General features: G+C 61.8%; 13 protein-coding genes and 1 tRNA gene. 3 read left to right on the top strand and 11 right to left on the bottom strand.

Features of this window, described 5'->3' with window-relative positions; genetic code table 11:
• Positions 1-22: 22 nt before the first annotated feature.
• A complete protein-coding gene (mfd, locus tag E4P82_RS03700; RefSeq protein WP_169247631.1) occupies positions 23-3,484 on the bottom strand; it encodes a transcription-repair coupling factor in 3,462 nt (1,153 codons plus the stop codon).
• A gap of 197 nt (positions 3,485-3,681) precedes the next feature.
• On the opposite strand from mfd, the gene E4P82_RS03705 reads away from it, so the two are divergent.
• Both E4P82_RS03705 and E4P82_RS03710 read left to right on the top strand, forming a co-directional pair.
• Entirely contained in the window at positions 3,682-4,236 is a 555-nt protein-coding gene (locus E4P82_RS03705) for a hemerythrin domain-containing protein (RefSeq protein ID WP_169247632.1), read from the top strand.
• Between the two features lie 244 nt (positions 4,237-4,480).
• Entirely contained in the window at positions 4,481-5,227 is a 747-nt protein-coding gene (locus E4P82_RS03710) for a DUF3313 domain-containing protein (protein ID WP_169247633.1), read from the top strand.
• A gap of 114 nt (positions 5,228-5,341) precedes the next feature.
• Here the strand turns inward: E4P82_RS03710 and E4P82_RS03715 are convergent, their stop codons facing one another.
• From E4P82_RS03715 to E4P82_RS03745, 8 genes are all read right to left on the bottom strand, one after another.
• Complete coding sequence (locus E4P82_RS03715; protein ID WP_169247634.1) at positions 5,342-6,382, bottom strand: hypothetical protein; 1,041 nt, start codon at positions 6,380-6,382, stop codon at positions 5,342-5,344.
• Positions 6,383-6,633: 251 nt separating this feature from the next.
• The gene (locus E4P82_RS21740; RefSeq protein WP_246327344.1) at positions 6,634-6,837 is read right to left on the bottom strand and encodes a hypothetical protein; all 204 of its coding nucleotides are present in this window, start codon (positions 6,835-6,837) and stop codon (positions 6,634-6,636) included.
• A gap of 271 nt (positions 6,838-7,108) precedes the next feature.
• Entirely contained in the window at positions 7,109-7,621 is a 513-nt protein-coding gene (locus E4P82_RS03725) for a hypothetical protein (RefSeq protein ID WP_169247635.1), read from the bottom strand.
• Between the two features lie 271 nt (positions 7,622-7,892).
• Positions 7,893-8,156 carry a hypothetical protein gene (locus E4P82_RS23065; RefSeq protein ID WP_312914065.1) on the bottom strand — a complete coding sequence of 88 codons (264 nt, stop codon included), beginning with the start codon at positions 8,154-8,156 and terminating at the stop codon, positions 7,893-7,895.
• Entirely contained in the window at positions 8,153-9,127 is a 975-nt protein-coding gene (locus E4P82_RS03730; protein ID WP_312914067.1) for a patatin-like phospholipase family protein, read from the bottom strand. The genes E4P82_RS23065 and E4P82_RS03730 overlap by 4 nt, the downstream gene beginning before the upstream one ends.
• 70 nt (positions 9,128-9,197) lie before the next feature.
• Positions 9,198-9,914 carry a bestrophin-like domain gene (locus E4P82_RS03735; protein ID WP_246327345.1) on the bottom strand — a complete coding sequence of 239 codons (717 nt, stop codon included), beginning with the start codon at positions 9,912-9,914 and terminating at the stop codon, positions 9,198-9,200.
• Positions 9,915-10,203: 289 nt separating this feature from the next.
• Positions 10,204-12,492 (bottom strand): DUF3141 domain-containing protein, encoded by a 2,289-nt coding sequence (locus E4P82_RS03740; protein WP_169247636.1) that lies wholly within the window; start codon positions 12,490-12,492, stop codon positions 10,204-10,206.
• Between the two features lie 520 nt (positions 12,493-13,012).
• Positions 13,013-13,098 (bottom strand) — tRNA-Leu (locus E4P82_RS03745).
• 122 nt (positions 13,099-13,220) lie between these two features.
• Here E4P82_RS03745 and E4P82_RS03750 point away from each other — a divergent pair.
• Positions 13,221-14,156 carry a DMT family transporter gene (locus tag E4P82_RS03750; protein ID WP_169247679.1) on the top strand — a complete coding sequence of 312 codons (936 nt, stop codon included), beginning with the start codon at positions 13,221-13,223 and terminating at the stop codon, positions 14,154-14,156.
• Here the strand turns inward: E4P82_RS03750 and E4P82_RS03755 are convergent.
• On the bottom strand, positions 14,153-14,395 hold the full coding sequence (locus tag E4P82_RS03755) for a hypothetical protein (protein WP_169247637.1): 243 nt from the start codon (positions 14,393-14,395) through the stop codon (positions 14,153-14,155). The genes E4P82_RS03750 and E4P82_RS03755 overlap by 4 nt on opposite strands.
• A gap of 144 nt (positions 14,396-14,539) precedes the next feature.
• Positions 14,540-15,346 carry a hypothetical protein gene (locus E4P82_RS03760; RefSeq protein ID WP_169247638.1) on the bottom strand — a complete coding sequence of 269 codons (807 nt, stop codon included), beginning with the start codon at positions 15,344-15,346 and terminating at the stop codon, positions 14,540-14,542.
• Positions 15,347-15,381: the final 35 nt, after the last annotated feature.

The raw sequence follows: 15,381 nt of genomic DNA on the forward strand, positions 1-15,381 counted from the left end.
GGAAACCCTGGCCTGGCGAGGCTTATCCCGCGCCGATTTCTTCCAACAACCGCTCCACCGCCGCTGCCCGCGCCTCCGCGTTGGGGAGATCCTTAATGAAGCGTAGCTTGTCCTTTCCATCCAGCTTGTAAACCCGAGACTGCGATTGAATCAATCGCACCAGCTTGGCCGAATCCACCTTCGGTGCCGGCCCGAACACGATCCGCCCACCTTTCGGTCCCGCCTCGATTTTTTTCACCCCCACCGGCGTGGCCCGCAGTTTCAGCCCGGTCACCCGGAACAAGGTCTTGACCGGCGCCGGCAGTAACCCGAAGCGGTCGATCATCTCCACCTGCAACTCGCGCAGCTCCTCCTCGTCGCGGGCGCTGGCGATCCGCTTGTACAGAATCAAGCGGCTGTGCACGTCGGGCAGATAATCGTCCGGGATCAGCGCCGGGCTTTGCAGCTCGATCTCGGGACCGTGATCCAGCGGCCGGTCCAGCTCCGGCACGCGTCCGGCCTTGAGCGCCTGTATCGCCCGTTCCAGCAAGTCCATGTACAGGGTGAAACCCACCTCGTGAATCTGGCCGCTCTGCGCCTCGCCCAGCAACTCGCCGGCACCGCGAATCTCCAGGTCGTGGCTGGCCAGCAGGAAGCCCGCGCCCAGATCTTCCAGCGACTCGATCGCCTCGATCCGCTTGACCGCGTCCGTGGTCATCGCTTTCCTGTTCGGGACGATGAGGTAGGCATAGGCGCGATGGTGCGAGCGCCCCACCCGCCCACGCAACTGGTGCAACTGCGCCAGCCCCAGCTTGTCGGCGCGATTGATGACGATGGTATTGGCGCTGGGCACGTCGATGCCCGATTCGATGATGGTGGTGCACACCAGCAGGTTGCAGCGACGATGATAGAAATCCAGCATCACCTGTTCCAGATCCCGCTCGCGCATCTGGCCGTGGGCGACGGCGATACGGGCGGTCGGCGCCAGTTCCGCCACCTGCGCGGCCATGCGCTGGATGGTCTCCACCTCGTTGTGCAGGAAGTAAATCTGCCCACCGCGCTTCAGTTCGCGCTGGCAGGCTTCCTGAATGGTCGCCTTGTTCCACTCGCTGACGAAGGTCTTGACCGCCAGCCGCCCGGCCGGCGGGGTGGCGATGATCGACAGTTCGCGCAAACCGGCCATCGCCATGTTCAGGGTGCGGGGAATCGGCGTGGCGGTCAGGGTCAGTATGTCCACCTCGGATCGCAGCGCCTTCAGCCGCTCCTTCTGCCGTACCCCGAAACGGTGCTCCTCGTCGATGACGACCAGCCCCAACTGTTTGAATTTCACGCTGCCCTGCAACAGCTTGTGGGTGCCGATCAGGATATCCGCCCCGCCGTCGGCCAGCGCCTTCAGCGTCTCGGTCTGCTGCTTGGCCGAACGGAAGCGGGACAGCAGTTCGATCCGCACCGGCCAGTCGGCGAAGCGGTCGAGAAAATTCTGATAGTGCTGCTGGGCCAGCAGGGTCGTCGGGGCCAGCACCGCCACCTGTCGGCCGTCCTGCACCGCCACGAAGGCGGCGCGCATCGCCACCTCGGTCTTGCCGAAACCGACGTCGCCGCAGACCACGCGATCCATGGGTCGGCCCGAGCGTAGATCGGCGATCACCGCTTCGATGGCGACCTGCTGGTCGGGCGTTTCCTCGAACGGGAAGGCGGCGGCAAAGACGGCATAATCGGCCTCGGGCAGAGCGAAGGCATGGCCGGGCCGGGCCTCGCGGCGAGCGTACAGATCCAACAGTTCCGCCGCCGCGTCGCTGACTTGCTCGGCGGCCTTGCGCCGGGCTTTTTCCCATTGGCCGCTACCCAGCTTGTGCAGCGGCGCGTTTTCCGGCGCGGCGCCGGTGTAGCGACTGAGCAGATGCAAGGACGCCACCGGCACGTACAGACGATCGTCGCCGGCGTATTCCACCACCACGAACTCGCCATCGATGCCGGCTACCTCCAACCGCTCCAGTCCGGCGTAGCGGCCGATCCCATGCTCCTCATGCACCACGGGCGCGCCGAGATCGAGATCGGTGAGATTGCGGATGATGGCATCGGGGTCGCGGCTCGGACCGTGCCGCCGCCGCTGGCGCGCCCGCTCGCCGTACAACTGCGGTTCGGCGATCACCGCCAGCGGCGGTTCGGTCAGCAGCAGGCCTTGCTCCAACGGCGCCACCGCCACGGCCAAGCGTAGATCCTCCCGTGCCAGGAATTCCGTCCATCCTTCGCACACCGTCGCTTGCAGGCCATGGCCGCGCAGCGTGTCCAGCAGCGCCTCGCGCCGACCGGCGGATTCGGCGGCCATCAGCACCCGCCCCGGAAATGCCGCCAGGAAGGTTTGCAACGCGGCACCGGGTTGCGGGGCGCGCGGCTCGAAGGGTAGTGCCGGTGGCGGCTCGGTCGGGTAGTTGACCTCGGCGTTTTCCGCTTCCCGCAAATCGATCCGCAGGCGGCGCGCCAGCGCGCTTTCCACCTGGGCCGCGTCCAGAAACAGCAACGGTGGCGGCAACAACGGCCGTTCCGCGTCGTGGCGACGCTGTTCGTACCGCTCCATGAGCTGCTCCTGGAATGCCATCAACGCCTGATCCGCGCCCTCCAGTCGGATCGCCAGGGTATTTTCCGGTAGATAGTCGAACAGCGTGGCGGTCTGTTCGAAAAACAAGGGCAGGTAGTATTCGATCCCGCCGGGTGCGTGGCCGGCGCTCACTTCGCGATAGATCGCGCCACGCTGCGGGTCGCCCTCGAACTGGCGGCGGTACGCCTGACGGAAGCGGGTCACGGTCTCCTTGTCCAGGGGAAACTCCCGTGCTGGCAACAGCTCGGCGTGCTCGACCTTGGTCACGGACAGTTGGGTGTCCGGGTCGAAATCGCGGATGCTTTCCACCTCGTCGTCGAATAGTTCGATCCGGTAGGGTCGCTCGCCGCCCATCGGGAACAGATCGAGGATCGCGCCGCGCACCGCGAACTCGCCGCGTTCGACCACCTGCGACACGCAGACGTAGCCAGCCGCTTCCAACCGCTGGCGGAACGGCTCCAGATCCAAGCGCTCGCCGACCTTGAGCAGCAGCGCGTAGCCGTCCAGATAGCCGCGCGGGGCCAAGCGCTGCATCAGCGTCGCCACCGGCACCACCAGTACGCCGCGCCGCCGTTGCGGCAGACGGTACAAGGTCGCCAACCGCTGCGACAGGATGTCCTGATGTGGCGAAAACAAATCGTAGGGCAGCGTCTCCCAGTCTGGAAACGCCAGAATGTCCAGATCCGGGCCGCCGAACACTCGCAGTTCTGTTTCCAATCGCAGCGCGGTTTGGCTATCCGGGGCAATGGCCAGTACCAGTCCGCGATAACGAGCGGCGGTGGCGGCGATCAGCAAGGCGGGGCTGGCGCCGTGCAATCGCCCCCAACTCAGAGGCCGGCGGACATCGGGCGGTAAAACTGGTTGCAACGGCGGAGAGATTTTGGGTGCTTGCACGGTGGCCGACATGGATTTCGAGCAACAGGGATGGTGGATGAATGATGAAATTTAGTATCAAAAAAGTACGTATGTAATAACAATGAAAAGTAGGCATAATAGATCATTTATGCCGAGCCAACGAGCCGGCACCGTGAGGCGTGGCGCGATTGCCGCACGCCAGCATCCCGCCTCTGCCGGGATCCTACTTGTTCGTTCGAGGTATGACTGTGAAAGCGACCGATATACTGAAGGAAGAACACCAACTGATCAAACGGCTGCTAAAGGTGCTCGCCGCCGCCGTACAACGTCTGGAACAGGGCCAAAGGGTCCGTCCCGAGTTTTTTCTGGAAGTCGCCGATTTCAATCTGAATTTCACCGATCGCCGCCACCACCGCAAGGAGGAAGCGCTGTTCGCGTCGATGGTGGCGCATGGCTTGCCGGAACAAACCAGCGCGGTCGCGCTGATGCCGCAGGAGCACGGGCAGGGGCTGGCCCACAATGAGGATCTGCGCGGGATGGTACGGCGCTGGCAAGCGGGCGACGACACGGCGCGGGCCATGATCATCGCCACCGTGAACGAATACGCCGCGATGCAGCACCAGCACATCCACGAAGAAACCCATATCCTGTTCCCCATCGCCGAGCAGATCCTACCGCCGGAAGCCCAGGACGAACTGGCCGCGACGTTCGAACGCATCGACCGGGAAGACATCGCCTCCCACGCCAACCCGAATTACCGGGCGCTGATGGAAACGCTGGAGCACGAAGTCGGGCTGCGGTAACTGTCCGAATGTTCAGCTAGGCTTCAGGGTACTGCTGTCTTGATGGCGACAGCCATTCACTTCGGGCATTCACCTTCAAGAGCACCGGGCCTTCATGTTGCTCTGTCTCGGACCTGTCGTCGATGCCGCCGACCTTTTGCAAGGCGCCGTCGCGGCTGGCGGCTTCCCGACGCTGGCGTGAGAACCCCTGCCCGCCACCAGCCAGATTTGCGATAGCTTCTCCAATCACAACCCGAGAAAATCCATGCGTCATTTTCCCTTGTTTTCCGTGATCCTCATGTGCGGCGCCCTGAGCGCCGGCTGCGCCGGCACCTCCACCAGCGATACCGGACCCACGCACACCGGTTTTCTCAGCGACTACGCCAAACTGGAGCCCGACACGGCGGATCCAGGCGCCCGCATTTATCTGAAGGCCGGCGTGGACTGGAAAAAATATGACAAGGTGATGTTGGATCGCATCCAGGCTTGGCTCAAGGACGATGCCGATTACAAGGGCATCGATCCCACCCAGTTGAAGGCGCTGACCGATTACTTCCAGCAGGCCATCGTCAAGGCGCTGGAGCCAACCTATCCAGTCGTGACCCAACCCGGCCCCGGCGTGCTACGGGTGCGGGTGGCCATCACCGACCTGATTCCCACCAAGCCGGAGATGAGCGTGGTGACTCTGGTGGTGCCCTATGCCACGGTGGCGGATCTGGCGGCGGGCGGCGGCACCGGCAGCACGCCTTATCTCGGCCAAACCGCCATCGAAGCCGAATTCCTCGACAGCCGGAGCAACCAGGTACTAGCGGCCTACGTGGACCGGGAGATCGGCAAGAAATACGACATCAATCTGAGCCAGGGCGTGGGTTCGGCGGTGGAGAAAGGCGTTTCGTCCTACACCAATGCCTACAGTACCTGGGCTTACGCCGAAGCCGCGTTCGACGGCTGGGCTGGCCAATTGCGCAAGCGACTCGACGAAGCGCACGGGCGGACAGCGCCGGCCAACTGAAAACGACCTGCTCATCCCTCCAGCCATGCCCGAGCTTTGGGATCTTGCGGCTGAAAGGTGTGTGCCTCCTGATGGCCACACGCCAGCAGCGCCATGAGAACAAGCCGGTGCTGTTCATCGAAGCGAATGCAGCAGGCGGTTGGCTTCCTTGAAAAAGTCGGGCTGCGGTAGGAGTTCGCTGCTGGGGAATCGCACGAGCAGCGCCGCGAGCCGACGGTCTTTTCCCAGCACGACTTCCTGGAAGGTCATCGTGTTGGCGATCCGAGGCGAGTCGGCGAGGACTTTGGTGTTGGCATGGTCCAGGGTCAGCGAAACCGGTTCCAGCTTCAGGTATTTTTCCGGTTCGCTCAGGGTGGCGGCGACTTTGGCGAGGTGCTTGTCGAGCGTGGCCGAATCGGCGCGCAGTTGGCCCAATTTGGTTTCGAGGTCCTGCAAGCGCCGTTCGAGGGTGCGCAAATCGACGGGTTCCGCCGTGACCGGTTCCGCCAAGGATTCAAAACCGACCTGGGCTTTCTTCAGCAGACTGGCTTTTTGCTGGAGCAGCTTGCGTTGCCGTTGTTCCAGTTGGGTTTTTTGGACGCGGCTGGCGGTCAGGCGCTGCAAGGCGATTTCGATCAGATAATCGGCCGCGCGCTTCATGAGTTCCCGGCGAGTGTCCTGCTCGTTGTCGGTGAGGAAAACCAGCCGGTGATCGCGGAAGTCGACGACGGTTTGCGGCACGTCCCGCCGGAGGATTTCCCCCTCCATCTCGATCCCAAGCACGTTCCTTTCGACCCGCGCCGCGCCGAGTCCGGCATACAGTTCCGCCGGCAAGGGGACGGACGCCTGTTTGAGGTAGCCGCGGGTGCCGTCGCTGAAACTCAGGATCTCGCGCAAACGCTCGGGCGAGGCGAACAGGGCGCGCAAGCGAGGATCGGTCATATAGCCTTGCCGGTCGGCCATGATGGCGGGCGGCAGGGCGTTGACGAAATTCACCACGAAGTCGATGGCATGCTCCACCGCGCCCCACAGTTTGCGCCGATAGTGGCTCACCGCCCGCAGGCGGGGATCGGTGCCGTCCACCACTCGTTCGATGCCTCTCAGCATCAAGTCCTTGTCGAATTTGCTGGGCTGGCTGCTACCGGAAAAAATGGACTGCAGAAGACGAAACGCCATGGTCGTCCTCCTTCAAGAGCGGCTCGACGCGCATGACCATAGAAATATTTACGTTACACAGTGATCGCTCATGGCGAACATCGTAGCGCCTTCGAGCTATCAGCGGCGGTGCCAAACAGGGGCCGCCGGTCCATACTGGCGGCGAGGCGACCCCTGCCGGGGGCAGGGTTACTATTCCATGGTGACCTTGATGCCACTGGCCGATCCCACGTTCAACTGCAAACCCTGGGTTCGCGACTCCAGCCGCATGATCACGCCGTTCTCGTTCTTGAGCCGCAGGCGCCGACGCCGCCGCCCAGCGCGATGCTAGCATCCAGCTTGGTGTAGGTGCCCGGGAATTTGGAGATATCCGTCAAATCGTACACCTCACCAGCGGCGCTCATCTTCGATACACCCACATTGACACCCACCGTCAGGCCACCAATCTTGAAGGGATATTCCTGGCCCTCGAACATCAACTTGCCGCCACCGACGCTACCACCCAGAATGAACGCGAACTGCGTTTCGTCGATCGCGACCGTCCCGGACGGCTTTTTTGGTATCCGCGGCCAATGCCAGACTACCCATCAACAGCATGGTGGCCAACAGGACGGGGCCGGTTATTTTGCGAATATTCATCATCGAATTTTTCCTATTCAAGACTACTCAGAGTAATCCCAGTCGGGTCGAACCACCACGCGCTCGCCCGACTGGGCGGTTGCGGCATCAGAACGGGTTGACAAGTAATTACTTGTTCCAACCACCCCATCCACCCATGGCGCTCCACGATTCGGCGGGAGTTTCATCGGGCATCGCTTCCATTTCCGCTTTCTTGACGATCAGCTGCACCGACGAAGGACCTTTGATGGTCTTGCCAAGCCCCTCGACGGTTACTCCTTCGGGCACTTTCACCGAGACGACCGCGTAATCCTGCATTTTTTCCTCAGGAATGCCGACGTATTGCTTCTCGTTCATAAAGCTGGATTGAAACGCGGGGTCTTTCATGTGTGCCTTGACGTAAGCCGACTCCAGGATCGTGACATTGGAACCAGGCACCATGATGATTTGGCCCGCCTTGAACACTTCGCCTTTCTTGTTGGTGACGGTGACACCATCCGGTACGAGCAAGTGGTACTGCAATTCCGGTTTGCCGGCACCCGGCGTAAAACTTTCATTCTGAAATCCCTGTGCGTGAGCGATCACGGCGCCTAATAGCAAGACCAAAGCGGTGCTGCACATACGGAAGAACTTCATTTTCATCACTCTCCTCGGTTGTAAATTCAGAGTCATCTTTCGGATCGGAGGCAGAGTTCCGTTGCCGCTATCAGGAGCAGTTGCATACCGTCAACCGGCGGTGCCTCGTTCCTGACGGAGGCGTTCCTTAGCCCCATCTAATAAGCATAGTACGATCACGATCCTGCGACAGGGCTCGTCCTTGGTGATGAAGCGACACACGGTTCAAGGACCCTGTACGGTCGGCGCCGGTATCAGTGCGTCGCAATGGCAACCAGCCGTTCGCCGACACATCGAATTATTGATCGGTACTCGCGGCAACGAAGCCCGGCGGCGCTTTCTGCCAGGGATAGCCCTTGGCCGCCATGTCGTACCCCAAGGCATACAGTTGGCGCATGAATTCTGTGTCGAACTCTTCCTGGTGTGGTGCGTTGAAGCTGGCCGGAATATAAGCCAGATTGAAGTCGACGCCATCGCGTTGGGTCGTCAGATAAATCCGATAGAGATCGCCGAGACCCTGGGTTTGAATCAGCGAGGAAATCGCTCGTCCGGCAATGCTCATGGCTCTACGTTCACTTGTGCCCAATCGGGGTCCAGCCGGCTGTTGCGGATCACGTACGCCCGTCGCTCGCGCACCACGCCGTTCTTACGCAAACTTTCCTTGATGTTGAGCGACGGGGGGTAGACGAACACTTGCGCCGTGGCGCCGCCATCGACATGCATCTCCTGATAAGGCTGGCCGTTGGCCTCGACATCGATCAGGACCGGTGGAAACGCGCCGGGGATCGCGGCGGACGCCACCAGCAGGGTTTGAAACAATTCCAGCGCCCGGGGATCCTTGATGGTCGCAATCTTGGTCATGTTCCAGATGATGCCCCGACGCGCATCGAGATCGGTGGTCCCCACCAGGAGAATGCGGCCCTTCGCGTACTCGGCGGCGATGGCGTCCAGCAGTTCCTGGTTGACATATTTCCCGATCAGATTCCGCAAGGGTTTATTGTCGGCCATGGCGTCGTCGGTCAGCGCCGCCAGAAACCCGCGCGGCTCCACGATGTCCTTGGCGGAAATCGTGGTGTAAACCTCCTTCAGCGTGGCGTCGTAATCGGACCCCAGGAAGGCGAACGGCGCGGTCAGGGCGCCGGTGCTGACGCCGGTGACCAGCTTGAAGGTCGGCCGGTCGCCGGCGGCCGTCCAGCCGTTCAGCAGTCCGGCGCCGAACGCGCCATTGTCGCCGCCGCCGGAAATGGCCAGATAGACGGCGGGCGGCAGTGGACCCTTATGGCCGCTGGCCTCCAAGTACGCTTGTTCGCGCTTTACGGATTCCATGCCTTCGCGGGCCATCTTGGCCAGATCGTCGGCGTTGCCGATTCGGTATCGGACATCTTCCAGTCCCGGAAGCTGTGCTTGGTTTTGCAAGTTCTCGGGCACCGCCGCCAAGCGCGTCGGGGTGGCACAGCCGGATGCAAGCAGCAGGGCAAGCAGTCCGGTCAGGATTGCAGTCACCGCCCGCGCGGTCTTAAACAAGTCGCTCATGAGATGCTCCCTTCGTTCGTCTCGATAGGTCTGTCGATCTTGTTCATCGTTGCAATCTCTCAAGATCGCTTCATTTCATGCTGGCGCGCAGATCCACCAGCGCCTGATCGTAGGTATCGACTCGAATCAGACCCAAGCGCGGGTACTCGATGTCGATGATGACGTACACCACCAACGCCATGATGGCGGCAAAGCCGATCATGTGCAGCCAGTTGCGCGACTTGCCGCCGGCCATGCCGTAGCCGGCCAGCAGCGCGCTGACCAACGCTAGCCCGTAGAGCATCGCGAAGATGACTATCGGCGGGTGCAATTGAGTCGCCATGGCCCGGGTCGTGGTGATGTCGATCATCTGGTTCAGCGCCGGCAGCAACAACATCGTCGCTGGTGGCGGTGCGCCTTCCATGCGTCCGGCGGCCATCGCCTGGGTCCAGATTTCTTCCTGCAACTGGGTGGAAAGAACCAACTCCGCCTTGGCGGCTTCGACATTGGGCAGCTTCCGATAGACCTCCATCCGGGAATCCACATAGCGTCGGAACAAATCCCGCAGCGCCGGTTGTGCATCGGTTGGCAGCAAACCGAGCCGCAGGTAGGCGGTACCGATGGCATTGACCTCCTCGACCACCAGATTCCGACGCGTATCGAAACGCGAGGCCGCGCCCGAGAAAGTGAAGGCGATCAGCAGGCCCAGCAGCGCGAACACCGCGCCCTCGATCGCACCGGTACCGGTCCGCGCCCCTTCGGCGTCGCTCGCCAGTCGACGGTTGCCAATCCGTCGGCCGACTTCCAAAAAAGACCAGCATCCCAAAAAAACAAGATCAGGGTGATCAATGCAGTCATCAGCATGTAGTCCATAAGGGTTTCCGACGAAAAGTATAGAGTGTTGAGGAAATTTGCCGGGCTGCTCGGGGTTCCTGGGCGACGTGCGGCCTGGAATCGCGGGCGATGGTCCCCGAGGAATTGGGGACCATCGTTAGCGGCGGTGGCGAAACCAGCAGGGCGGATTATTCAGCATATCAAGCCCGTAACTGACTGTCTCCATGACGAATGGGTCATGCCGGACTAATCCGCCCATCGGGCTAACTGGCGGGGGCGCTCTCGGATTCGCTGACGCCGCCCGCACTCCTATCACCCGTGCCACCGCCCGCTCCACCAACCTCGCCGAACAGCGCTTCGATCCGCGCCAACCGTTCTGCTCGTTCGCTGCTCACTTCGCCGGCGGCGGACACGACCCGCCGGATCTTGTCGAGCACCTCCGCCCGAGGGGCCGCGTCGGCGGGCAACATCTTGGGGATCGCGGCCAACGCCTCGTCGCGGTCGAGCAACAGGGCAAAGAACTGCTCGCGCAGCATTTGCTTGAACTCCGCCAGGGTCAGGCCGCCATGTTCGGCGCGCATCTGCCGTAGCGCCTCGAAGGCGCGCTCGTCGACACCGGGTCCCGCCATGCCGATGTAGACCAGGCTGCGAATCGCCGCTTCGCGCAGGTCACCTTCGGCGATACGAGCCTTGAGTTCGGCGATGCGCTGCTGGATGAACGCGATGCGCTCCGGTTCGACCCCCGGTCGCCGGCGCGGCGGTTCGTCCGAAGCCCGCAACCCGACCAGCGCTTGCAACACCGGCGAGCTATAAATGCCGAGGAAGATTTGCTCCATGCTGCGATCACGCAGATCGCGATAGCCGTCAAGGGCGGCAATGATCCCGTCCGAGATCATCGCCTGCACATGAAGCAGGGGATTATCGGGCGCAGTCGGCTGGCGCTGCTCGCGCACCTGCTCGGCCAGTTGGGCGATTTGCCGCATCAGCGGGTTGCGGTCCGAAAACAGCTCGAAGGGCAGTTCGGAAGGATTAAGCTTGTGGAGCCATTCGGCCGTTTGCGTGTTGGCGAAGGCTTGGACGAACGGTTGGAACAGGGTGCGATACAGGCCGAGGTTGATTTCCGAGACTCGCCGGGCGGCGGCGAAACGTCGCTCATTTTCCAGGCTGGGCTGAACGATGGCCCGAATGTCGTCCAGAGTGCGCGGTTCGAAGCGCGCGATCCAATCCCCGACGATCAAATCGAGGTTGGCGGCATCGGCGGTCTTGGGGGTCAGCACCGCTTCGTACAGACCGGGCGGCAGCACGTCGATCAGGTCGATGTTGGAGGCGAACTCCTGATGCTCCTTCTTGGCCACCCCACCAGAGACGAAGATACCGAGATGACCGATGCTTTCGTGGATGGCGTAAACGATAGTTTGACCACAGGCGCGCAGATCGTCGTCTTGCGCATAGAGATCGACAATCCAGCCCAGCGCTTGTTGGGGCGGGGTGATGTTGTCGCCCTTGGAACAGAAACAAATGATCGGCGAACGGATATTGCGCAGATCGATGCGCACCCCGTCGCTGGTGACGATTTCAGCGGTGGCCAACCGGTTGCCGACGAACAGTTGATCGACGATCCACTGCATTTCCTCGGCGTTGAGATTGACGTGGCCTCCCCACCATTTCTCGAATTCCAGGAAGCGCGATCCCTCGGTATCGACTTTCGACCAAAGGTCGTAGTTCTTGGTCCAGAAGGTATTGGCGGGGTTGAGATTCTCGAAGTTCTCGACCAGATAGGCGCCATCGAACTTGCCGCCGCCGATGTCGCTGGTCAGCGCGGTCAGCCAACTGCCGCCTAGCACCCCGCCGGTGTAGCGCATCGGGTTCTGGCCTTCCACCCCGGCCCAGTAGGACAGCGGCGAACCGGGCACGATGATCGGACCAAACAATTCCGGCCGGGTCGCGGCCACCATCATCACTGCCCATCCGGCCTGGCAGTTGCCGATCACGCAGGGTTTGCCTTCGGCTTCGGGGTGCAGCGCGATAACTTTCTCCAGAAAGACCGCCTCGGCGCGCATGATGTCCTCGATGGTCTGGCCTGGCATCGGGTCGGGGGTGAAGCCGACAAAGTAGCAGGGGTGGCCGGCGCGCATCGCCACGCCCAGTTCGCTGTCGGCCTTGAAGCCGCCGATCCCCGGACCGTGGCCGGCGCGCGGATCAACCACCACGAACGGGCGTTTCTTTGGGTCAATGATGACCCCTTCCGGTGGCTGGACCCGCACTAGCCCATAATTGACCGGCCGTTCGAAGGTCCGGCCGTCCAGCACCAGATCGACGTCGAAGCTCAATACATTGGGGACCGCCTTGGCTTTCTGCGCGTAATATTGGTCGCTGCGCTGGCGCAGCACGTCCCAGAACAGGATGGTGCGCTGCATCGAGTCGGTCAGATATTCGCCCAGCGGTTCCCAAGCTTGCGTCAGCGCCTGCGTTGCGCTCTCGGTCGGCTGAAGCGGGTTGAGTGAGGTCAGGACGGGCGTATTACGGACATTATCAGCGGGATTGTCGGTCATGATCGCGATCCTCGAAGGCTCTAAGTCAGGATTGATCTCTCCATGTATACCCTAATTATGACAAGGATTTTGCGCGGCGGCGCTGGCGGTTTGTGCCAAATACGGGAACAAGCGGTTGGCGCTGTAAGCAGCGACCACCCACACCCCGGACGGCATTCTTGCTGGTTCCACGCTGTCTTGTGACCTTTGCCGGCCTGTCCGGCGGATAGCTGTACTGGCGCGGGATGCGCTTCACGTAGACAGACACGGAGAGTCGAAAGTCACTTGCACGGGACACTCGCTTGATTTGCCGTATGCAGCGTTCGGTTCGATCGGAAAATCACTGCCCGTCAGCGAAAGTCCCTTCCCGTTCTCGCGACAGCACAGCATTGATGCGTTCGCCATGATGCCACGGTGACGGTGCACGCGCATAACATCCAAGGGGCCACCTGAGCGATGGCGAGCATCGAGGATTTTCGTATCGCGACCCGCGCGCAATACCACGGCGAGTGCGAGGGAGTTTGCAAGAAATCGTTGCTTATGGTGCCGGGAGAGAGACTCGAACTCTCACGGTATCACTACCGGCGGATTTTGAGTCCGCTGCGTCTACCATTCCGCCACCCCGGCAGGGAGGGAAGAACGATTATAAGGGTTTTCCAGCGCCGGGCAAGCCGCGACCAAGCGACTCATGTCGAAACCATGCCGGTCGGGTATGATTCCACCCTTTTCAAGACCCGGAAGGCGGCATGTTGAATCTCAAGAGTCTGAAGGCGGAGCTCCTTCTATTGCTAACGGCACTGATCTGGGGATTCGCCTTCGTCGCCCAACGAGTCGGCATGGATCATGTCGGTCCCTTCACCTACACCGGGGTGCGTTTTCTGCTGGGCGCGTTATCGCTCCTGCCCCTACTGCTGATCGGCTCGCGCGCCAGTCGCTCGGCCCCGCCGAAAAATTGGCGGACGATCCTCGCCGGTAGCCTGTTGGCCGGGTTGTTCCTGTTCGCGGGCGCCACGCTGCAACAGCTTGGCCTGGTCCATACCACCGCCGGCAAAGCCGGTTTCATCACCGGTCTGTACGTGGTCATCGTGCCGTTACTGGGTTTGTTCTGGCACTCCACCCCGTCGAGCACCTGGGTCGGCGCGGGGCTGGCCGTGATTGGCCTGTATCTGCTGACCATGACCGATGGCCTGACTCTGGCCGAAGGCGATGGCTTGGTACTGGCCGGGGCATTTTTCTGGGCCGGGCATGTGCTGGTGATCGGCTGGCTATCCGGGCGGATCGAACCGGTATTGCTGGCCTGCCTGCAAATCACCGTCTGCGGCGTGCTGAGTCTGGGCGTGGCGCTGGCCATCGAGCCAATCTCCCTGCGCGGCCTTCAAGACGCGACGCTGCCGATCCTGTACGGCGGTCTGCTCTCGGTCGGCATCGCCTACACCCTGCAAGTGGTGGCTCAACGCGACGCCCCACCCTCCCATGCCGCGATCATTCTCAGCCTGGAAACCGTGTTCGCGGCGCTGGGTGGCTGGTTGCTGCTGGACGAAGCCTTATCCGGCCGTGGGCTGCTGGGCTGCGGCCTGATGCTCGTCGGCATGTTGCTGTCGCAACTGGGGTTGGGCAAGGCCGCGCCCACGCCAACCGAGCCGGCGGTGCCCACCGCAACGCTGGCGGCCGACGAGCGCCGTTAGTTGTTCTTACCCGCGTCGGTGTCGGGCTCTCGCGAAGTTCCGGGCTCCTCCGGTGGCGGTGGTTCCGGTTCGCCATCCTTCGATGGATTGCCACCCAACCGCTCCTGATACCAACACTGGTAACAGAGCCGCAAACCGTCCTGACTCAGAAAACCGGCCGGCGGCCCGAACCGCCCGCATAAATCGCAAACCAGATAACTGCTGACCATCGCCCGCTCCCGTTTGGTCCAGTATCCCAAACAGATAGCCGTCCTGCCCGCGTTTCTCCACTTGCCGCCGGCGAGGCGCAAAAAACCGTCTGGCCATGGCGGCAACTGACACCCTGGACCAACCCCCGATGCGGGTGACGATTGGCAAAGGACCTGTCCATTGAGTCCTATCGATCAGCTCCACAAGGCTCGCACACCGAAATAGGCGATGTCCTTGAAGCGACGGATCGTGCCCTTGAGCAGCGATGCTTGCGGTCGGGTACAGAAGGTCATGCTCAGCATCACCCGCAGTTCATCCTCTTCCAAGCGAGTGACCTTATGGAACACCTTCGCCCCTTCGAACATGATCAAGGTATTAGGCGGCGTGGGCACCATCACTTCCCGGTCGTCCTGGCGAATGACCAGTTGCGCCGACGACAGCCGGTCTTCGTGGAGGTGATGGTTGACCAACGGCAACAACACGGTGAAATGCCGACCGTTGTAAAAATTGTAATCGTAGTGCCAACCGATATGGTCGCGCGGCCGGTCGTAAAACAGCAACGAACAGGAACTCTGGTCGTTGAGCGGCGTGGGTACGACCGGCTCGCCGATCACCGCCGCGCACAAGCGGCGCAGGTAGCCCGACTGATAGAAAGCGACGATTTCCGGCGCGACTTGGTGCAGATCTTCATAGGCGATAGTGCCGCCCTTCTTGTGGGCGGGAAAATAGCTGCGTTCGGTACGGGCGTGACGCAGCGCGGCTTCCCGTAGCGTCTCGAACGTGCCCGTTGGCAACGGCTGGGGAACGACGGCGATGCGTCGCTGGAAATCGGGCAACGCGTCCGGCAGCCGTTCGGGTAAATTCAGATCGGCGTCATAACGAGCAACCAGATCGCGCTGGCGGACTTGCAGTTGACGGTACTGGCGCTGCTTACGCCATTTGAGGCCGGTGAAAGCCAAAGCCCCGGCGGCGGCGGGAACGAGCAGAATTTCCTGGAACATACGGCATCCGATAAAGTTGAACGGAAAATGGGCGG

Origin of the sequence: Candidatus Competibacter phosphatis, assembly GCF_012939995.1 — a bacterium.
Lineage (GTDB): Bacteria > Pseudomonadota > Gammaproteobacteria > Competibacterales > Competibacteraceae > Competibacter > Competibacter phosphatis.

Coding starts and splice junctions, on each gene's coding strand:
- E4P82_RS03740 (WP_169247636.1), bottom strand. CDS start 12,492: ATGACCGACAATCCCGCTGATAATGTCCGTAATACGCCCGTCCTGACC.
- E4P82_RS03710 (WP_169247633.1), top strand. CDS start 4,481: ATGCGTCATTTTCCCTTGTTTTCCGTGATCCTCATGTGCGGCGCCCTG.
- E4P82_RS21740 (WP_246327344.1), bottom strand. CDS start 6,837: ATGTTCGAGGGCCAGGAATATCCCTTCAAGATTGGTGGCCTGACGGTG.
- mfd (WP_169247631.1), bottom strand. CDS start 3,484: ATGTCGGCCACCGTGCAAGCACCCAAAATCTCTCCGCCGTTGCAACCA.
- E4P82_RS03730 (WP_312914067.1), bottom strand. CDS start 9,127: ATGAGCGACTTGTTTAAGACCGCGCGGGCGGTGACTGCAATCCTGACC.
- E4P82_RS03715 (WP_169247634.1), bottom strand. CDS start 6,382: ATGGCGTTTCGTCTTCTGCAGTCCATTTTTTCCGGTAGCAGCCAGCCC.
- E4P82_RS03760 (WP_169247638.1), bottom strand. CDS start 15,346: ATGTTCCAGGAAATTCTGCTCGTTCCCGCCGCCGCCGGGGCTTTGGCT.
- E4P82_RS03725 (WP_169247635.1), bottom strand. CDS start 7,621: ATGAAAATGAAGTTCTTCCGTATGTGCAGCACCGCTTTGGTCTTGCTA.
- E4P82_RS23065 (WP_312914065.1), bottom strand. CDS start 8,156: ATGAGCATTGCCGGACGAGCGATTTCCTCGCTGATTCAAACCCAGGGT.